Consider the following 18104-nt stretch of genomic DNA (forward strand, 5'->3'; position numbering starts at 1 on the left):
CGGTGTGCGTGTCGGCGTACCTCCTGTGGACGTTGGGCCGCTTCGACGACACCGGGCTGCTGATGGTGGTCACCGAGACGGTGGTCCTGGCCCTCCCCGCGAGCCTGGGCGCCGCGGCGGCCCGGCTGATCCTGTGACGAGAGGAACCCCGATGTCCGGATCCGACGAGGACGCCCAGGACCAGGGCGCCGGTGGCACGTCAGCAGGCGAGTACGCCATGGGGGGGCTGGGTGGACTGCTGGTCGTGCTGCTGATCGCCTTCCTGGGCTACCAGGCCGTCGCAGTCCGTGAGAGCGGCCCCGAGTTGGCCGTCGGCATCACCGCGGTCGAGCAGGCAGGTTCCGGCTATGAGGTGCACCTACGGGTGCGCAACGACGGTGGGACCACGGCCGAGACGGTGCAGCTCAGCGGTCAGCTGATCCGGGACGGGCGTCAGGTGGAGCAGGCCTCGGCCACCATCGCCTACGTCCCGCCGGAGAGTCGACGGGAGGCGGTGCTCGTCTTTTCTAACGACCCCCGCGATGGCGAGCTCACGGTCGGTCCCGAGGGCTACAAGGTCGCTTGAAGCAGTCGCCGCAGCGAGAGGGCCTGTGGCTATGCGCTATCGCGGGTGAGCACCCGCAGGTCCGCGAGCACGCTGGATGGGATCGGTCGCCGGCGCCACAGCGCAGCCGGGACCCGCGGCAGCGCACGGATCAGGCCTTCCTGCCCTGGCCGGCCGGCTCGGGCAGCGCAGACCATCAGCCCGGCGGCATCGGTCATCGGCAGCCGCATGAGTGCGGTGAGCAACCGGCTGCGCCAGATGCCTGCCTGTCTCCGCTCCGGTGATTCGCGGCGTGGAGAGGGGTGGTGGTGGACGGTGACCTCGTCGACGTAGGACATCCCCCAGCCGGCTGCTGCTAGGTCCAGGGCGAGCCGCTCCTCCTCGCCGGGGAACCGGATGACGGGGTCGAAGCCGCCCACAGCCTCGAACGCCTCGGTGCGCACCAGTGCTGCGCAGGCGACGAAACCGAGCAGGGACGGCCCGGGCAGGTCCGCAGGCGTACCCAGAGGACTGGCCGACATCTCGTCGCAGACGGTGTCGAGCCGCTGCTGCGGGCCGACGGTGATCCGCGCGTTCAACAGCGCGAGCCGCGGGTGCGCCCGGATGATCTTGACCGCCCGGGCCAGGTCGCCGGGGGCCCACCAGGAGTCGTCGTCGGCGAATGCGATGAAGGGCGTGTCGGCATGTGCGGCGCCCAAGGTTCGTGCTCGAGCACCTTCGTTCCGATCCAGCGGCAGCACGTAGACCTCGGGGTGCGCGGCCCTCACCGCCTCGACGGTGCCGTCGGTCGACGCGTTGTCCACCAGGATCACCGGCGCTTCATGGTGTGGCAGTGTCGCCAGTACGTCGGCACGTCGATTCCGCGTGATGACGACGACCGTCACCTCGCCCTCGGTTTGGGATGGCCGATCCGACGTTCGTGGCGAGGTCATAAGAGCGATCTTGTCCTACTTCACCGGGTGGACGTCAGCAGTGCCAGGTCCAGACGGTTTCCACGGCAGCCTCCCCATAATGCGGGGACAGCCATGGTGGCCAGCCTCACCGCGACAGGGGCCGCCCTTCGCATGGCTACCTGGCGGAGCGCGCTCCAGAACCCATGGCGGGAGGACCGAGAGATGCCGGAGGCCCAGAAGACCGATGCGCCCCCGCCCCGCGTCAGCGAGGCCGGAGGCCCAGCGTCGACCGGATGCTGCGGGGCACGGTGAAGCTTCCCCAGGTCGCGGACGAGCTGTACGGGTTGCCGCCTGACGAGTTCATCGCCGCTCGCGACGCACGCCGGAAAGAGGCTCGCGCCGATGGGGAGCGGGAACTGGCGAAGGCTATCGGCCAGCTGCGGAAGCCCTCCACCGCAGCGTGGGTGGTGAACATGCTGGCGCGTCGGCAGCCCGACGAGCTCCGCCAGCTCGTGGCCCTGGGGTCCGGCCTCCGTGGGGCGCAACGAGATCTGGAAGGTGAGCAGCTGAAGGAGCTGACCCGGCAGCGCCGGCAAGTGGTGATGGCCCTGACCGGGCAGGCCCGCTCCCTGGCGCAGGAGCTGGGTCGGCCGGTGAGCGACGCGGTGGTCGGTCAGGTCCAGAACACGCTCCGCGCAGCGGTGGCTGACGAGAGCGCCGGTCGGGCGACGTTGTCGGGCAGGCTGACCTCGCCGCTGTCGTACTCCGGGGTCGGCACGGCGGACGTGCGCGGGTCGGTCGCCACTGTCCCGTCGGGGGGAGGTGACGCTCCGGCCGTCGCGGACGAGCCAACCCCCGATGGTCGGACGGCAAGGCACGACCAGCGGCGACGGGCTGCGCAGCAGCAGTTGGCCGGTGCCGGGGAGGAGCTGGCGGACGCCGAGACCGCCGCGGCTGAAGCCGAGTCCGACGCCGAGAGGGAGCGGGAGGCGCTGGACCGCCTCGGCACCCGGCGGGACGAGCTGCGTGCACGGATCGGTGACCTCGAGGAGGAGCTGCGCCGGGCCGAGAAGGAATTTGGTGAGTTGACCGCGGAGCTGCGCAAGGGTCAGCGGCGGCGGGATGCCGCCGAGCGCAGCGCCCACCGCGCGGGCACGGTACGCGATCGTGCCCGCGCACGTGTGGATCGACTGGAGAAGGCCGTGACCGGGGGCGGCAAGGGATGACCTGCCCGCCCCAGCCGCGGTCCGTGACCACCCGACGGGCATGACACAGGGGCGCGCGGGTAGGGCGCCTGCAGGCCGATCGAGGAGGCGGTAGCTGTGGCGCGAGCCATCTGGACGGGAGCCTTGACCTTCGGTCTGGTCAACGTGCCGGTCGGCCTGTACTCCGCGACAGAGGACAAGACCGTCCACTTCAACCAGTTCGAGCGGGGGACGTCGTCCCGGATCCGCTACCGGCGGATCAACGAGGACACCGGCGAAGAGGTCGACTACGACGACATCGTCAAGGGCGAGGACATCGGCGACGGCCGGTACGTCATCGTCACCCCGGAGGAGCTGGAGGAGATCGAGCCGGGGAGGTCCCGGGTGATCGACATCTCCGACTTCGTGGACGTCGCCGAGATCGACCCGATCTGCTACCAGAAAACGCACTACCTAGCTCCGCAGGACGACCAGGCCCAGCGGGCGTACGCACTCCTCCTGCAAGCGATGGAGCGGGCTGGGCGGGTGGGGGTCGCCACGTTCGTCATGCGGTCCAAGCAGTACCTGGCCGCCATCCGGCCCCAGGGCGAGGTGCTCACCCTGGAGACGATGTTCTTCGCTGACGAGGTCCGCGAGCCGGTCGAGGAGATCGAGCAGCTACCGGTCCACCACTCCTTCAAGTCGCGCGACCTCGAGATGGCCGTGTCGCTGATCGACTCCATGACGACGGAGTGGGACCCCGGCAACTACCGGGACACCTACCGTGACCGGGTCAACGAGCTGATCGAGGCCAAGCGCCGGGGCGACGAGGTGGTCACCGAAGGGGAGCCCGAGACAGAGGCAGACGTCCTCGATCTGATGGAGGCCCTGCGGGCCAGCGTGGCGAAGGCCAAGGACCACCGGCCGGGGAACGCCACGGACGAGGGGAAGCTGAGCACGCGCCGGGCACGCCGGGGGTCCGGCGGCGACAAGCCCGGGGGGCGTCCGGACGGGAGCTTGGCGGCCATGTCGAAGAAGGAGCTCTACGACCTGGCGCAGGAGCTCGACGTCTCCGGCAGGTCGAAGATGACCCGGGACGAGCTCGCCGACGCCGTGCGGGCGGCGCGGGGAGCTGGGAAGGCGTCCTGACCTACGCGGTCCACCCCTCGTCGCGCCGCCGGCGCGCTCGCCTGCCAGGGTGGACCGCATGCGTGTCCTCGTCGCCGGATGGTTCAGCTTCGACGAGGTTATTGCCACCATCGGCGACGAGCTGGGTGCCGACACCGTCGTCGGCTGGCTGACCGAACTCGGCGTTCCGTTCGACGTCGCGGAGGCCCCTTACCTGGGCAGCGGGGTGGACTGGCGGGCGGCCGACCCCACCGACTACACGCACCTCGTGTTCGTGAGCGGCCCGATCAGCGACGAGCCCCTGCTGCACGAGCTGTGCGCGGCTTTCGAGGGTTCGGTGCGGTGGGCGCTCAACGTCTCCGTCGTCGACGAGATCGGCCGCGGTCTGTTCCACCAGGTCTGGGAGCGGGACGCTCCGGACGTCGCCCGGCCGGACCTCGCCATCGACGGCACGACGGCGTCCGGCAGGGAGCGCGCGGTGCGGCCGGTGGTCGCCGTGGCGTTCGCCCCCGCACAGGGGGAGTACGGGGGGCGCAGCCGGGCCGAGCAGGTGCGCGACACCATCGAGGAGTGGACGGCCTCCCGCGGTCTGCCCTGGTTCGAGCTCATCATGGACCTGTACGAGAAGCCCCACCGACGGCGACCGGAACAGGCCGAGGCGCTGATCCAGCGGTCGGACGTGGTGGTCAGCATGCGACTGCACGCCCTCGTCCTGGGGCTGAAGCACGGCCGACCGGTGATCTCCGTCGATCCCGTGGCCGGCGGCGCCAAGGTGACGGCCCAGGCGTGAGCACTGGGCTGGCCGGTCGTGCTCCCGGGGGAGCACCTGACCGCCGCCGCGCTGGACACCGCACTGGACCGATGCCTGTCCGGAGAGTTGTCCGGAGCGGTATCCGCCGCCGCCTCGCTCGGGAAGGCGGGCAACGCAGCGGCCCGGGACTGGTTCACCCAGCAGTTGAGGGAGCTGAGCCAGGGCAGGGGACGGTGGGCGGCCGCGAACCGGTCCGCCACCTCGTAGGGGACCGGCCGCCGACCCCGCAACGCCGCCGGCAACCGGCGCACGAGGCCGGCGAGGGCCGACCGCGCCGACGGATCGCGGAGTGCCCGCAGCGCGAGCCGGGAGGTACCCGCGACGGCGGTAGGGAGCGGCCGGCGCAGCCAGTCGACCAGCAGGTCGTTGCGGGTCTGGAGCGCCCAGCGGGCCGGTGCCACCGTGGCCGGTCCGGCCGGGTCGTGCCAGGCGACGACGTCCTCGACGTAGACCTGCTCCCAGCCCGTGGCAGCGAGGTCGAGGGCCAGCAACGTCTCCTCCCCGCCGAAGAACAGCAGCGGGGAGAAGCCGCCGACGGCGAGGAAGGCGTCCCGTCGGACGACGGCGGCACAGGCCGGGAACCCCAGCACGTCCGGGCGGGGCGCTCCCAACCGGTGCCCGATCGGTGCGCGCGCCATCTTCGACGACACCGCGTCGTCGGAGCCGTCGGCGGCCAGCCGCACCCGCCCGACCAGCACCGCCACTCCCGGGTGCGCGTCGAGGATGTCGGCGGCCCGCTCCAGCGCACCCGGGGCCCACCACGAGTCGTCGTCGCTGAACACGACGTAGGGGGTGGCGGCCGCGGCAACCCCCACGTTCCGTGCCACGGCTCCCCGGTTCTCGCCTAGTTGACGGACCATCACGCGAGGGTGGGCGGTCCGCACCGCCGACGGTGTGCCATCGGTCGACCCGTTGTCCACCACCGTGATCGGTGGACTGCCCGGGGAGTCGAGCCGGGCGAGGGTCCTCAGCAGTGACTCCCGCCGATCACGGGTGGCAATGACGACGCTGATGCAGGACGAACCGTTAGCGGAGGAGCACACCCGGAAGCTCAGGCGTCCTCGCGGTCCGGGCTCTCCAACCGGAAGAAGTTGCTCTGGTTCCCGTCCTTGCGCTCCTCCTGGTACAGGAAGTTCAGCTTGCGGGCGTCGAAGGTGTCGAACCACTCATCCCAGCTGACGTGGCGCAGGTTGTCCGAGTCGCCGCCGAAGTCGAAGCGCAGGACGCCGAGATGGTCGCCGTGCTCCGTCCCCTCGACGGTGGCCGGGACACCGCCGCGGTCCTCGGCTCACTTCCGGATCACTTCGTGACTTGTCGTGGCCAGGCTGCGCCCCGCGCGCTCGGGATCCTCGTCCACCGAGGTGACCTCCTGCGAGTACTGCAGCGAGCGTGACGTCTGATCGCCGATGCGCAGGTGGCCACCTTCGGGACCGCGGTCACCCGGTTCGCCTGCGTGACTCTGCCCGCTGTCATCCTCGGCGCCGCCTCCGACACTCCCCCTTGTGCGGTAGGCATCCGAGATGGCACTGACCAGTTCTTCCTTCTTCATCGAGGAGGTCCCCTCGACCTCGGCATCTTCGGCCGCCTCACGCAAGTCACCGACCCTCATCTCGCGCAGTTCCGTCTCGCTGAGGCCGGGAGTGTTCGGTGTCTCGTTGGTCACGGTTTCTCCTCATCCGAGTCGCATGATCGGTGATCGGCCCGTTTCGTCGTTCGGTGCTCCCGTTGTTCGACTGCAGCCAACGCAGGTGCACCGGACCGGTCGTCGGGCCAGGGGTCGCCGTACCCATCGCCAGTGACCCCACGCACGGTTGGCGCCGGGTGGCTGTAGCGCCGTCGGGGCCCCGGCGATGCGCCAGCACGTGCGGAGCTGCCGGTCAGCGAGTACGCGATCGCCAGGCCCCTGATGCGCACCCACAAGCAGCCCGGCGAGCCATGTCTCGCGCTGGGGCACGTGCAACGGGCAGATGGAACGGCGGAGTGGTGGATCGCGCTCGCGGCACCATTCGGGTTCCGATGCCCATGCTCCACTGCCCTCCGGAGGCCTCAGCCGGTTGATTGAGGGGCAGGACGCCAGAAGCTCCCCGGGCCGATCGGAGCGTCAGTCGCGGCGGCGCCCGCTGCCGGGCACCGCGCCGGTGGCGGTCAGTTCACCGGCGACGTCGACCAGCTTGCGGTTCAGATCCTGGGAGACCCGGGCGAGCACGCCGAAGGCCTCGTCAGCGGTGAGCTTGTACCGCTCCATCAAGATGCCCTTCGCCTGCCCGATCACGTCGCGGTTGCCCACCGCCGCGCGCAAGTGCTGCTCGTGCTCGGCGGCAGCCAGCGCCACGGCGGCGTGCGCGGCCAGCATCTGCCCGAGGTCCGCGCTGTCACCGTCGAAGGCGCCGGGGGTGCGGGAGTACAGGGTCATGGCCCCGAGCTGGTCACCGGAGACGAACAGCTGGAAGCACATCATGCTGCCCACGCCCAGGCCGGCGGCCTGCTCGGTGAACTGCGGCCAGCGGTCCTCGGCGCAGACGTCGTAGACCCGGACGACCAGCTGCTCCCAGACCGCATCCAGGCACGGGCCCTGCCCGATCCGCTCCTGGACGGCGTCTACCTCGCGGGCCAGATCGCTGGTCGAGGCGTGCGGCTCGATCTTCGACCGACCGATCACGTAGCTGATGCTGCACTCCTCGGCGTGCGGCACCACCCGCACAGCGGCGGCGGTGATGGCCTGCAACGTCGCCTCGACGTCACCGTGCTCTTCCTGCAGCTGCCGGGCCACCCGGCTCATCACGTCGCCCAGGTGCTGCCCGCCGTGCGAGGCGTCCGCCGGGTGCTCCTGAACCGCTGCCACATCCGGAACGTACCCGTCCCGTGGCCCTCAGAGAATCGACCGCGACCGCCCGGCGCTCCGCCACCCGCGTGGGCCGGGCGCTGGAGGCCGGCGTCGCCGTGTCCTCGCCGCTCAGCGCTGCTGGGATACCGTCCGCACGACATGCTGGCCGAGTGACAGGGGCGTGCTCCGTGACCGATCCGCTGCGGTCGCTGCTGCACGCCTGCCATCTGCTGCCGCCGGACGAGTTCGCCGGGACCGTCTCCGCCCACGCCGCGCGGCTGGGTGCCCGGGAGACGGTGCTCTACCTGGCCGACTACGGGCAGACCACCCTGCTGCCGCTGGCCGGTGCCGGCGTGCCCGCACGCCAGGAGCTATCCATCGAGGGGAGCCTGGCCGGGCAGGTGTTCCGGCGGGTGGAGGTGGTCGGCGCCGCCAGCGAGCACGGCTACCGGCTGTGGCTGCCGCTGCTGGACGGCGTGGAGCGCGTCGGGGTCGCCGAGCTGCTGCTGGCGGCCGAACCCGACGACGAGCAGCGGGCGACCCTCTGGGCGTTCGTCACCCTGGTCACCGAGCTGTTCGTGGTGCGCGACGCCTACACCGACCTGTTCGCCCGGCTGCGCCGGCGCAAGACGCTGTCGCTGGCCGCGGAGATGCAGTGGGAGCTGCTGCCGCCGCTGACCTTCGGCACGGACCGCGTGGTCATTACTGGCGGCCTGGAGCCCGCCTACGACATCGGCGGCGACTCCTTCGACTATGCGATCAACGGCGACACCGCCGACCTGCTGGTCATCGACGCCGTCGGCCACGGGCTGCCGGCCGCGGTGCTGGCCAGCGTCGCGATCAGCGCCTACCGGCACGGCCGCCGCAACGCCCTCGACCTGCCCGACATCGCCGCCGGGGTCAACGCAGCGATCGACGCGCAGATCGGCGGCAGCCAGTTCGCCACCGCCGTGCTCGCCCGCCTCGATCTCGACACCGGACGCCTGCGCTGGATCAACGCCGGCCACCCCGAACCGCTCATCCTGCGCGGGTCCTCCCTGGTGCGGCCCCCCACCTGCCCACCGACCCGGCCGCTGGGGCTGCAACAGACAAAGCCGGTCTGCTGCGAGACCCGGCTGGAGCCCGGCGATCGGCTACTGCTCTACACCGACGGCATCACCGAGGCCCGCTCCCCGGTCGGGGAGTTCTTCGGCGAGCAGCGGCTGGCCGACGTCATCGCCGCGGCCGTCGCCGCCGGCAAGCCCGCGCCGGAGACCGTGCGCCGCCTCATCCGCGGCGTGCTGGACCACCAGGCCGACCAGCTGCAGGACGACGCCAGCATTGTCGTGCTCGAGTGGCTCACCGGCGCCGAACGGCGAACGCTGCCCTGAGCCGGTACCGCCGGTGGGTGCGCGGCCCCACGGGCAGGCGGCCGATCCAGGGCGCGCTGTCAAGCCCGCGGGGCGACCGGCGCGCGGGCCTCGACCGGCATCGCGTCAACGATGGGGCGCGACCGTGCCGAACTCGATCCCCGAGGGGAACAACGGTTAGCTGTAATGCCCAGCACCGTTGCTGACGGTGATCCGGCTGATGGTGGGCGGCCTCCGGGGGCGGAGTGGCTGCGGGCAGTGTTGTAGTGCTTCAGCCAGCTGTCCAGGGCGGCGGTGCGCTGGTCGTTGCTGGTCCAGCCGGTGGCGTAGGCCCAGTCGGTGCGCACGGTGCGGTTGAACCGCTCGGCCTTGCCGAAGCTCCTATGGTCGTCAAGTCGCCGCGGCTGCGAGGCCGAGGGGTGCTGTGAGCAGTTGGTAGACCTGTCGGGGATGTGTCGCTTGAGGCAGCGAATGATCCCCTTGGTGGTTCGGCCGTGAGCCCGAAGCGGACGGCGGGAATGCCGTCGGTGTCCATGTGCATGTGCGCGAAAGGGGTGGGCTGCGGTAACTCGTCGGCGAGCTCCGGGAAAGTGAAGTGGGCCTCCAGCCAGAGGGTGCGCGACGTCCCGGTGCCGGGCGTCTCGCCCAGCGGGACGTGGAAGTCCCCGACGACGACCCGGCGCAGGCTTGGCCTGAACCCGAACATCCGGGCAAGGCCTGGAGGAAGGCGGTCTTGCCGGTGCCGTTGGGCCCGAGCAGGAAGGTCAGCCTCTCGTAGGAGATCTCGACCGGTTCCGGCCCACGGAGCGGAAGCCGCTCATGCGCATCCGGGTGAGCTGCACCTGTCCCCGCTTCAGCGTCCTAGTAGGCGCGGTGCGGTTGCGGACGGCGCCCGCAGGAACAGGCTCACGTCCCTGCACGTCGAGACGGTGGGCAACTGCCCACTTCGTGGTGTCCGAGGGGGGACTTGAACCCCCACGCCCGATAAAGGGCACTAGCACCTCAAGCTAGCGCGTCTGCCATTCCGCCACCCGGACGAGTGCGAGCAGAAGACTACCTGACCGCCGGCGCCGGATCACGCACCCCCCGGCGGCTCACTGGAGGACCCTGGACGGGCCGGTGACTGATTGAGAGAGTCGCTGGCGCACCCCGGGTCCCCACCGGATCACTGCCACGGCGGCTAGATGACCGATTCCAAGGGGTGCTGACGTTCCCGCGGGAACGTCTCCGGCGGTGCATCGGCGTGCCTTGACCCGGTAATGGGCGAGGGTGCCCAGGCTCGGCGTTGCTGATCCAACGTCGAACCTCGGAGGTCCTCGTGGACGCCGATCTGGACACCCTCGCCACGGCACTCTATGTACGCACCGACGATCTGCTGAAGGCCTCGCCCGACCGCGCACCGGCTCGTCCGCGCGTCGGGATCGCTCCGCGGATCAGTGACGCCGAACTGGTCACGCTTGCGGTGATGCAGGCCCTGCTGGGGCGCACCAGCGAGGCCCGGTGGTTGCGCTACGCCCACGCCCAGCTGCGGGACCTGTTCCCGTATCTGCCGCAGCAGCCGGGCTACAACAAGCGGCTGCGGCGGCTGGGCGACACGCTGCGCTGGCTGATCGCGGTGCTGGCCCGCGATACCGCTCTGTGGACCGATGACGTGTGGGTCGTCGACTCCACCCCGGTGGAGTGCGCCCGCTCCCGGGAAGCGGCGCACCGCTCGGACCTGGCCGGCTGGGCCGAGTACGGCTACTGCGCCAGCCACTCCCGCTACTTCTGGGGGCTGCGGCTGCACCTGCTGTGCACCCTGCACGGCCTGCCGGTCGGCTTCGCCCTCTCCGGTGCCAAGGCCGACGAACGCGAGGTGCTGCTGGGCATCCTCGAGGACGACCCTGCCCTGACCGCCGGGCGATCAGGGCAGACGGTGATCGCCGACCGGCACTACTACGGCCGCGAGTTCGAGACCACGCTCCACACCCACGGCATCACCCTGCTGCGACCGGCCCGGTCCGGCGAGGCGCCCCGGCCGGGAGCGCCCCTGTTCAAGCCGGTGCGGCAGGTGATCGAATCGATCAACGACACCCTCAAGGGCCAGCTCGACCTCGAACACCACGGCGGCCACACCCCGACCGGCGTCTGGGTCCGCGTCCTGCAGCGAGTGCTGGCCCTCACTGCCGTCATCTGGCACAACGACCACGTCGGCGCACCCACCCCACGATCACTGATCGCCTACGACCACTAACCCTTGGAATCAGTCATCTAGCTGGAGGTCACAGCCAGGCTGAGTTCTGCAGGATCCGGTGGCCCGGGACGTGCCGACTGGCGACAGGGCTGAGCGCCTCGAGCGCCGATCAGTGAGCGACCGGCGTGCACGTCCCGAGACCACCGGGTGCTTCCCCGCTGCGGCAACAGCCAGGAGGCACGAATGAACGATCCCACCCCGACGCCGGTTCCGGCAGGGTCGGTGTTCGCCGGTATCGACTGGGCCAGCGCCGACCACGCCGTCTGCGTGATCGACGCCGCCGGCACGGTGCTGTGGCGGCACACCGTCAGCCACAGCCGCGCCGGCCTGGCCCGGCTCACCGCGCGCCTGACCGAGCTGGGTGTGGCCCGGGTAGGCATCGAACGTCCCGACGGGCCGGTGGTGGAGGCGCTGCTGAATGCGGGGCTGCGCGTGGCGGTAGTCCCGCCGCGGCAGATGAAGAACCTGCGGTCGCGCTATCTGCGCGCGGGCAAGGACGACCGGTTCGATGCCTACGTGCTGGCCGACGCGATGCGCACCGACGGCCACCGGTTCACCGATCTGATCCGCGACACCGGGCCCACCGTCGGGTTGCGGGCGCTGGTGCGGGCCCGTCAGGACCTCGTCGCGGTCCGGGTCGGACTGGTCAACCAGCTGCGGCACACCCTGGAGCTGGCGTTTCCCGGGGCGGTCGGGTTGTTCTTCGATTTGCACAGCCCCATCGCCCGGGCCTTTCTGCGCCGCTTTCCGACCGCCGCCGAGGCCGCCGTCCTCGACGAGGACAGCATGGCCGCGTGGCTGACCGCCGAGGGCTATCCCGGGCGCACCCCGGCCGCGGTCTTCATCGACCGGCTGCGCACCGCCCCGGCCGGTCTGGCCGGCGCCGAGGCCGACGCCCGCCGGCACGTCACCCTGGCCCTGCTGGCCGCGATCGACGCGATCGAGGACCAGGCCGCCGAGCTGGGCCGCCGCATCAAGGAGGCCCTGGCCCTGCACCCGGACGCACCGATCTTCACCAGCCTGCCCCGCGCCGGGCAGATCCGGGCCGCCGCGCTGCTGGCCGAGATCGGCGACGCCCGCGGCCGCTATCCCGACGCGGGAGCGCTGGCCGCCGCCGGCGGGGTCTGCCCGTTCACCGACGAGTCCGGCAAGCACCGCACGGTCGGCTTCCGCTTCAAGACCGACAGCAAACTGCGCCGGGCACTGACCGATTTCGCCGACGACTCCCGCCGCGCCAGCCCCTGGGCCGCCGACATCTACAGCCGAGCGCGAGCTCGCGGCATGCGCCACCCCCAGGCCGTTCGTGTGCTCGCCCGCGCCTGGACGGCCGTCATTTGGCGCTGCTGGCAAGACCACCAGCCCTACGACCCCATCCGCCACGGCGCCTTGAACCGACTCCAACAAGACACCGCGGCGGCGGCTTGACACAGGGCTACTCAGCCGGCGGCCAGCGCCACCTGTCCGCGACCAGCCCGCTTGGCGTCGTAGAGCGCCGCGTCGGCCGACGTGTACAGCCCCCGCCGGTCGCGCGAGTGCCGCGGCAGGTGCGCCACCCCGAGGCTGATCGAGAGCGCGAGCAGCGAGTCGTCGGGGAGCACGAACGGCTCGGCCCGGACCGCCTCCAGCAGGACCGCGGCGCGCCGGGCGGCGACCTCCCGGTCGCAATCCGGCAGCAGCATGGCCAACTCGTCGCCGCCCAGCCGGGAGAGCACCGCGTCGTCACTGCGGATGCGGCTGCGCAGCACCCCGGCCAGGTGCACCAGCACGTCGTCGCCGACCGGGTGGCCGTACGTGTCATTGATCGCCTTGAACGAATCGACGTCGATGAGCACCAGGGCGGTGCCGCCGGGCACGGGCCGGTCGAGCGCGGCCTCCAGCGCCTCGTCGAAGGCCCGCCGCGTGGCCAGCCCGGTCAGGGAGTCGACGGTGAGCTGGCGCTGCAGCGCATCCACCAGCACCTCCTGCGTCCGGTTGGCGCGCACGAGGAGGCTGGCCATGGCCACGAGCAGGGCGCCGACGAAGACGAAGTCCGCCAGCGCGGCAGCGGGTGGCAGCAGGACGAGCAGGGTGAGCAGCTCGGCGGCGAGCGCGACGGCGGTCACCACCACCACCGCCGGGGTCCGCAGGTGCACGGCCGTCCAGAGCACCGGGAAGGCGTAGAACGCCTGCGCCCCCGCCGACGTGTCCGCGGTGAGCAGGCTGAGCGAACCGGTGAGCAGTACGCCGGCCAGGCCCAATCCGAGGAACCCGTTCCACCGGTCGATCCGCTCGGGGGACAGCGTGCGGCAGGCCACCGCGGTGCCCAGCAGGGCGGCGAGGCCCACCCAGTGGACGACCGCCGCCGCCGCGCCGCCGCCCGACTCGTAGAAGACCGGCAGGACGAACAGGACCGCCGCGCTGACCAGCAGCAGGACCGCGGCGTTGGCGGCGGCGGCCTGCGGGTCACGGGCGCCGAACGGGCGCATCGTCCTCACGGTTGGTCCATCGGCCGCAGGTTTCGGACGGCGGAGTACCGTATCACCCGCCGGGGTGAGCCCCGCCGGGGTGGCACGATCGCGGCCATGGCCGAGACCCCCGCCCCGCTGGCCGGCGCCCAGGCCGAGGTGGCCGAGCTGCTCAGCGACCTCATCCGGATCGACACCACCAACACCGGCAGCACGGCCACCAGCGCGGGGGAGCGGGCCGCCGCGGAGTGGGTCGCCGGCAAGCTCCAGGAGGTCGGCATCGCCTCGGTCATCCACGAGTCCGAGCCCGGCCGGGCCAGCCTGGTCGCCCGCATCCCGGGCGCCGACCGCAGCCGCCCTGCGCTCCTGGTGCACGGCCACCTGGACGTCGTCCCCGCCGACCCGGCGGAGTGGAGCGTGCACCCCTTCTCCGGCGAGGAGCGCGACGGCTACATCTGGGGCCGCGGCGCGGTCGACATGAAGGACATGGACGCCATGGTGCTGGCGCTCGTGCGCGACTGGGCCCGCACCGGCGTCCAGCCGCCGCGCGACATCGTGCTGGCCTTCGTCGCCGACGAGGAGGCCGGCGGCAAGCTCGGCGCGCACTTCCTCGTCGACGAGCACCCCGACCTCCTCGAGGGGTGCACCGAGGCGATCAGCGAGGTCGGCGGCTTCAGCATCACCGTGCGGGACGACCTGCGCCTCTACCTGGTGCAGACCGCGGAGAAGGGGCTGGCCTGGATGCGGCTCACCGCCGCCGGCAAGCCCGGTCACGGCTCGATGCTGCACGAGGACAACGCCGTCACCCGGCTCTGCGAGGCCGTCGCCCGCATCGGCGGCCACCGCTTCCCGCTCACCCTCACCCCGCCGATGCGCCAGTTCATCGCCGCGGTGGAGGACGCGTACGGCATCGAGATCGACCTGGCCGAGCCCGAGCTGGCGCTGGCCCGGCTCGGCAGCATCAGCCGGATGATCGGCGCGGCCCTGCGCAACACGGCCAACCCCACGATGCTCGACGCCGGCTACAAGGCCAACGTCATCCCCGGCACCGCGAGCGCCACCGTCGACGGGCGCTTCCTCTACGGCCAGGAGGAGGCGTTCGAGCGGCAGCTCGCCACGCTGGTCGGCGAGGGCGTGCAGCGCCAGTGGCTGGTGCACGACCAGGCGGTGGAGACGACGTTCGACGGGCCGCTGGTCGACCAGATGGTCGCCGCGCTGAAGGCCGAGGACGGCGGCGCCCGGCCGGTGCCGTTCGCCATGAGCGGCGGCACCGACGCCAAGAGCTTCCAACGCCTGGGCATGCGCTGCTTCGGCTTCTCGCCCCTGCGGCTGCCGCCGGACCTGGACTTCGCCTCCCTGTTCCACGGCATCGACGAGCGGGTGCCCGTGGAGTCGCTGCGCTTCGGCGTCCGGGTGCTGGACCGGTTCCTGCGCAACGCCTGAGCCGTGGTGTGATGCCGGGGTGACCTCCACCACTCCCGCACCCCGCCCCGGTTCCGTCGCCCTCATCACCGGAGGGACGGGCGGCTTCGGCCGCGCCCTCGCCACGAAGCTGCGCGAGCGCGAGGTCACCGTCGTCCTCGCCGACCTCGACAGCGAGCGCAACCGCCAGGTCGCGGCCGACCTGGGCTGCGAGTTCGCCGTCCTCGACGTCACCGACCGCGCCGCCAACGAGGAGCTCGTCGCCCGGATCGAGGGCGACCACGGCCGCCTCGACGCCGCCTATCTCAACGCCGGCATCTCGGCGGCCAAGAGCGACGACGCCCTGGACCTGGAGGAGTTCATGCGCGTCGTCGACATCGACCTCTTCGGCGTCGTCTACGGCGTCGCCGCGGCCCGCCCGGCGATCAAGCGGGCCGGGGGAGGGGCGATCGTCGTCACCGCGTCGCTGGCCGGGCTCTCGCCGATGGCCACCGACCCCGGCTACAGCGTCGCCAAGGGCGGGGCCATCGCCTTCGTGCGCTCGATGGCCCCGCGCCTGGCCGCTGAGGGGACGACGATCTCCGCGATCTGCCCCGGCTTCGCCGACACGGCGATCATCGACCGCATCCGCGACCAGTTCACCGCCGCGGGTTTCCCCGTGCTCACCGCCGAGGAGGTCGCCGACGCGATGATCATGGCGTGGGGCCAGGCGGAGCCGGGAGCGGCCTACGTCATCCAGCCCGGCGTGGGCACGGTGCCCTACAAGTTCAAGGGCGTCCCCAGCGCGAAGACGGCGACCGGCGAGACCGCCGTCGTCCCGGAGGCGCTGCGCCCGCCGTCGATGCGGTAGGACGTCGAGGAACGCCCCGACGTGCTGGAGGCAGCCCGATGAAGCACCGGATCCACAGCGAGATCGAGATCGCGGCCTCGCCGGGCACGGTGTGGGCGCATCTCACCGACCTGGCGTCCTACGTCGAGTGGAACCCCTTCATCCCCAGCGCCGCCGGCACCGCCGAGGTGGGGGCGCGGCTGTCGATGCGGTTGCAGCCGCCCGGCAGCCGCCCCCTGCCGATCAAGCCGCAGGTCACCGAGGTCGTGCCGGGGGAGGTGTTCGAGTGGCTGGGGCACCTCGGCGTCCCAGGGGTGTTCGACGGTCGGCACCGCTTCGAGCTGACCGGCGTGCCGTCGGGCACCCGGCTGGTCCAGAGCGAATCCTTCCGCGGCCTGCTGGTGCGCCCGCTGAAGGGCTTCCTCGACGGTGCCACGCTCGCCGGGTTCGAGGCGATGAACGCCGCGTTGGCCCGCCGTTCGGAACAGGGCGGGACGGGGCCCTGATCAGCTCTCGACCGGGTCGGTGCAGGCGAACAGGAAGGCCGGCGGGACGTTCCACGGGGTGACCCGCCAGCGCACCGTGGTGAACCGCTTCCGCAGCTCCGGCAGCAGCAGCGGTGAGTACTGGATGACCACGGTCGTGCCCCCCGGCGCCATCGACCGGGGGACGACGTCCAGGATCCGCCGCCGGAGCCCCGGCTCGAGCGAGGTGTAGGGCAGCGCGGAGACGACGACGTCGGCGCGCGCGTCGCCCAGGTGGGCGGCGAGGTTCTCCGCGGAGTCGCACACCACCTGCACCCGCGGGTCGTCGAACCGCTCGTCGAGGAGCTTGGCCAGCCGCGGGTCGATCTCCATCGTGATCAGCCGCGCGCCGGGGCGCAGCCGGGCCAGGATCTCCTGGGTCTGCGCCCCGGTGCCCGCCCCGAGCTCGACGACCAGGTCGGCGGCCGGCACGTCGGCCATGTCCAGCATGTCGCGGACCGCGGCGCGCGAGGTCGGCAGGACGGCGCCCACCTGCCGCGGGTGGGCGAGGAACGCGCCCAGGAAGCGCAGCCGGTCGGTCACGTGCTCGATCATGGGTTCCCCTCCCGGGGCCGCCGGGAGGGCGACCACTGCTGCGCACCCTGGCACGGCGGGGCCGCCGGGGCCAAGCGGCCCCCGTGACGACGGTCACCGGTCGTCTGGCAAGGTCGGGCCCATGCGTGCATGGCGGGTACACGAACTCGGTGATCCCTCGAAGGTCATGAGCCTCGACGAGGTGGACCGGCCCACACCGGGCGAGGGCCAGGTGCTGGTCAAGGTGCGGGCGGCGGCCCTGAACTTCCCCGACGTGCTGATGGCCATGGGCATGTACCAGGAGAAGCCGCCGCTGCCCTACACGCCCGGCGTGGAGCTGTGCGGCGAGATCGTCGAGACCGGCCAGCGTGTCATCGGCTCGCCGGCCGGCGGGCCCGGCGCCTTCGCCGAATACGCCCTCATGGACGCCGCGGCCGCCTTTCCCGTGCCCGAGGGCATGACCGACGAGAAGGCCGCCTCGCTCTACCTGACCTACCAGACCGGCTACGTCGGCCTGCACCGCCGCGCGCACCTGCAGGCGGGGGAGACGCTGCTCGTCCACGCGGGCGCCGGCGGCGTGGGCACCGCCGCCATCCAGCTGGGCAAGGCCGCCGGGGCGACCGTCATCGCCACCGCGGGCGGGGCGCGCAAGACCGAGGTGTGCACGCAGCTCGGCGCCGACCACGTCATCGACTACACGACCGAGGACTTCGTCCCGATCGTCAAGGAGCTGACCGGCGGCCGCGGCGCCGACGTCGTCTACGACCCGGTGGGCGGCGACGTCTTCGACAAGTCGCGCAAGTGCATCGCCTTCGAGGGGCGCCTGGTCGTCGTCGGGTTCACCAGCGGGCGCATCCCCGACGCACCGGCCAACCACATGCTGGTCAAGAACTACAGCGTCGTCGGGCTGCACTGGGGGCTGTACCGCAAGCACGACCCCTCGGTGTTCACCCAGACCCACGAGCAGCTGGTCCGGCTCTTCGAGGAGGGCAAGGTCGACCCGCTGGTCGGCGAGGTCCTGCCGCTGGACCAGGCCCCGCAGGCGCTGCTCAAGCTCGCCTCCCGCGACACCGTCGGCAAGGTCGTGCTCGTTCCCTGAGCCGGCCGGGCGGGGACCCGGGCCCTGGCCTGGTCCCCGCCGTGCACCGCCCCCTCCCGCTCGCCACAGAGAAGGTCTTCGGCGTTCACAGCTGGCGGGAGACCCCGGAGCTCGCCCGCGCGCAGCTCGCCGTCCACTGCTGAGCGGCGCGCCGCTAGATGTACTGACCGGACAGGTTGGTCAAGCGGGTGATGGGTGGGCGGTTGTCGGTCGCGGTGTGGGGCCGGTGATGGTTGTACTCGTGCAGCCAGGCCGGCAGTGCTTTGCGTCGGGCTGACTCGCTGAG

At 71.9% G+C, this 18104-nt stretch carries 19 protein-coding genes, 1 tRNA gene and 1 pseudogene; 12 read left to right on the forward strand and 9 right to left on the reverse strand.

Annotated elements, in window-relative coordinates; all coding sequences use genetic code 11:
* Nucleotides 1–8: 8 nt before the first annotated feature.
* Both ACI79P_RS21055 and ACI79P_RS21060 read left to right on the forward strand, forming a co-directional pair.
* Nucleotides 9–137 (forward strand): DUF2391 family protein, encoded by a 129-nt coding sequence (locus ACI79P_RS21055; RefSeq protein ID WP_456582428.1) that lies wholly within the window; start codon nucleotides 9–11, stop codon nucleotides 135–137.
* Nucleotides 138–151: 14 nt separating this feature from the next.
* Nucleotides 152–565, forward strand: a complete 414-nt coding sequence (locus tag ACI79P_RS21060) for a hypothetical protein (RefSeq protein ID WP_456583016.1) — start codon at nucleotides 152–154, stop codon at nucleotides 563–565.
* Nucleotides 566–594: 29 nt separating this feature from the next.
* On the opposite strand, the gene ACI79P_RS21065 is transcribed toward ACI79P_RS21060, so the two are convergent.
* Nucleotides 595–1428, reverse strand: coding sequence for a glycosyltransferase family 2 protein (locus ACI79P_RS21065; RefSeq protein ID WP_456583017.1), 834 nt, complete (start codon nucleotides 1426–1428; stop codon nucleotides 595–597).
* A gap of 302 nt (nucleotides 1429–1730) precedes the next feature.
* On the opposite strand from ACI79P_RS21065, the gene ACI79P_RS21070 reads away from it, so the two are divergent.
* From ACI79P_RS21070 to ACI79P_RS21080, 3 genes are all read left to right on the forward strand, one after another.
* The gene (locus ACI79P_RS21070) at nucleotides 1731–2663 is read left to right on the forward strand and encodes a hypothetical protein (protein WP_456583018.1); all 933 of its coding nucleotides are present in this window, start codon (nucleotides 1731–1733) and stop codon (nucleotides 2661–2663) included.
* A 96-nt stretch (nucleotides 2664–2759) separates the two neighbouring features.
* On the forward strand, nucleotides 2760–3770 hold the full coding sequence (gene ku, locus ACI79P_RS21075) for a non-homologous end joining protein Ku (RefSeq protein ID WP_456583019.1): 1011 nt from the start codon (nucleotides 2760–2762) through the stop codon (nucleotides 3768–3770).
* Nucleotides 3771–3828: 58 nt separating this feature from the next.
* Nucleotides 3829–4539, forward strand: coding sequence for a polysaccharide pyruvyl transferase family protein (locus ACI79P_RS21080; protein WP_456583020.1), 711 nt, complete (start codon nucleotides 3829–3831; stop codon nucleotides 4537–4539).
* Between the two features lie 452 nt (nucleotides 4540–4991).
* Here the strand turns inward: ACI79P_RS21080 and ACI79P_RS21085 are convergent.
* The 3 genes and pseudogenes from ACI79P_RS21085 to ACI79P_RS21095 form a co-directional block, all read right to left on the reverse strand.
* Nucleotides 4992–5726, reverse strand: a pseudogene (locus ACI79P_RS21085) (glycosyltransferase family 2 protein); the annotation flags it as partial.
* Nucleotides 5727–5848: 122 nt separating this feature from the next.
* Nucleotides 5849–6223, reverse strand: a complete 375-nt coding sequence (locus ACI79P_RS21090; RefSeq protein ID WP_456583021.1) for a Rho termination factor N-terminal domain-containing protein — start codon at nucleotides 6221–6223, stop codon at nucleotides 5849–5851.
* A 438-nt stretch (nucleotides 6224–6661) separates the two neighbouring features.
* Nucleotides 6662–7402 (reverse strand): GAF and ANTAR domain-containing protein, encoded by a 741-nt coding sequence (locus ACI79P_RS21095; RefSeq protein ID WP_456583022.1) that lies wholly within the window; start codon nucleotides 7400–7402, stop codon nucleotides 6662–6664.
* 170 nt (nucleotides 7403–7572) lie between these two features.
* Between ACI79P_RS21095 and ACI79P_RS21100 the strand changes: the two genes are divergently transcribed.
* Nucleotides 7573–8754 carry a PP2C family protein-serine/threonine phosphatase gene (locus tag ACI79P_RS21100; protein ID WP_456583023.1) on the forward strand — a complete coding sequence of 394 codons (1182 nt, stop codon included), beginning with the start codon at nucleotides 7573–7575 and terminating at the stop codon, nucleotides 8752–8754.
* 59 nt (nucleotides 8755–8813) lie between these two features.
* Here the strand turns inward: ACI79P_RS21100 and ACI79P_RS21105 are convergent, their stop codons facing one another.
* Both ACI79P_RS21105 and ACI79P_RS21110 read right to left on the reverse strand, forming a co-directional pair.
* Nucleotides 8814–9344, reverse strand: a complete 531-nt coding sequence (locus tag ACI79P_RS21105; RefSeq protein WP_456583031.1) for an integrase core domain-containing protein — start codon at nucleotides 9342–9344, stop codon at nucleotides 8814–8816.
* Between the two features lie 338 nt (nucleotides 9345–9682).
* A tRNA-Leu gene (locus ACI79P_RS21110) sits at nucleotides 9683–9770 on the reverse strand.
* A 281-nt stretch (nucleotides 9771–10051) separates the two neighbouring features.
* Between ACI79P_RS21110 and ACI79P_RS21115 the strand changes: the two genes are divergently transcribed.
* A complete protein-coding gene (locus tag ACI79P_RS21115; protein WP_456583024.1) occupies nucleotides 10052–10966 on the forward strand; it encodes an IS982 family transposase in 915 nt (304 codons plus the stop codon).
* 183 nt (nucleotides 10967–11149) lie between these two features.
* Entirely contained in the window at nucleotides 11150–12391 is a 1242-nt protein-coding gene (locus ACI79P_RS21120) for an IS110 family RNA-guided transposase (RefSeq protein ID WP_456583025.1), read from the forward strand.
* 11 nt (nucleotides 12392–12402) lie between these two features.
* On the opposite strand, the gene ACI79P_RS21125 is transcribed toward ACI79P_RS21120, so the two are convergent.
* Nucleotides 12403–13431, reverse strand: coding sequence for a diguanylate cyclase (locus tag ACI79P_RS21125; protein ID WP_456583032.1), 1029 nt, complete (start codon nucleotides 13429–13431; stop codon nucleotides 12403–12405).
* Between the two features lie 96 nt (nucleotides 13432–13527).
* Between ACI79P_RS21125 and ACI79P_RS21130 the strand changes: the two genes are divergently transcribed.
* From ACI79P_RS21130 to ACI79P_RS21140, 3 genes are read left to right on the forward strand one after another with little or no spacing between them, the layout of a single operon-like run.
* On the forward strand, nucleotides 13528–14853 hold the full coding sequence (locus tag ACI79P_RS21130) for a M20/M25/M40 family metallo-hydrolase (protein ID WP_456583026.1): 1326 nt from the start codon (nucleotides 13528–13530) through the stop codon (nucleotides 14851–14853).
* Nucleotides 14854–14872: 19 nt separating this feature from the next.
* Nucleotides 14873–15682: an SDR family oxidoreductase gene (locus ACI79P_RS21135; protein ID WP_456583027.1), complete on the forward strand. Its 810-nt coding sequence runs from the start codon at nucleotides 14873–14875 to the stop codon at nucleotides 15680–15682.
* Between the two features lie 38 nt (nucleotides 15683–15720).
* The gene (locus ACI79P_RS21140) at nucleotides 15721–16167 is read left to right on the forward strand and encodes an SRPBCC family protein (protein WP_456583028.1); all 447 of its coding nucleotides are present in this window, start codon (nucleotides 15721–15723) and stop codon (nucleotides 16165–16167) included.
* On the opposite strand, the gene ACI79P_RS21145 is transcribed toward ACI79P_RS21140, so the two are convergent.
* A complete protein-coding gene (locus ACI79P_RS21145) occupies nucleotides 16168–16740 on the reverse strand; it encodes a class I SAM-dependent methyltransferase (RefSeq protein WP_456583029.1) in 573 nt (190 codons plus the stop codon). It abuts the gene before it with no gap.
* A gap of 166 nt (nucleotides 16741–16906) precedes the next feature.
* Between ACI79P_RS21145 and ACI79P_RS21150 the strand changes: the two genes are divergently transcribed.
* Nucleotides 16907–17818, forward strand: coding sequence for an NADPH:quinone oxidoreductase family protein (locus ACI79P_RS21150; protein WP_456583030.1), 912 nt, complete (start codon nucleotides 16907–16909; stop codon nucleotides 17816–17818).
* A 154-nt stretch (nucleotides 17819–17972) separates the two neighbouring features.
* Here ACI79P_RS21150 and ACI79P_RS21155 read toward each other — a convergent pair.
* A partial coding sequence (locus ACI79P_RS21155; protein ID WP_456583033.1) for an integrase core domain-containing protein occupies nucleotides 17973–18104 on the reverse strand: 132 nt, incomplete at its 5' end.

The organism is Blastococcus sp. SYSU DS0510, from assembly GCF_054050835.1.

What these genes read in the sequence shown, in the direction of transcription:
- ACI79P_RS21150 (WP_456583030.1), top strand. Translation starts at nt 16,907, where the DNA reads ATGAGCCTCGACGAGGTGGACCGGCCCACACCGGGCGAGGGCCAGGTG.
- ACI79P_RS21070 (WP_456583018.1), top strand. Translation starts at nt 1,731, where the DNA reads ATGCTGCGGGGCACGGTGAAGCTTCCCCAGGTCGCGGACGAGCTGTAC.
- ACI79P_RS21080 (WP_456583020.1), top strand. Translation starts at nt 3,829, where the DNA reads ATGCGTGTCCTCGTCGCCGGATGGTTCAGCTTCGACGAGGTTATTGCC.
- ACI79P_RS21060 (WP_456583016.1), top strand. Translation starts at nt 152, where the DNA reads ATGTCCGGATCCGACGAGGACGCCCAGGACCAGGGCGCCGGTGGCACG.
- ACI79P_RS21125 (WP_456583032.1), bottom strand. Translation starts at nt 13,431, where the DNA reads ATGCGCCCGTTCGGCGCCCGTGACCCGCAGGCCGCCGCCGCCAACGCC.
- ACI79P_RS21145 (WP_456583029.1), bottom strand. Translation starts at nt 16,740, where the DNA reads ATGATCGAGCACGTGACCGACCGGCTGCGCTTCCTGGGCGCGTTCCTC.
- ACI79P_RS21120 (WP_456583025.1), top strand. Translation starts at nt 11,150, where the DNA reads ATGAACGATCCCACCCCGACGCCGGTTCCGGCAGGGTCGGTGTTCGCC.
- ACI79P_RS21130 (WP_456583026.1), top strand. Translation starts at nt 13,528, where the DNA reads ATGGCCGAGACCCCCGCCCCGCTGGCCGGCGCCCAGGCCGAGGTGGCC.
- ACI79P_RS21140 (WP_456583028.1), top strand. Translation starts at nt 15,721, where the DNA reads ATGAAGCACCGGATCCACAGCGAGATCGAGATCGCGGCCTCGCCGGGC.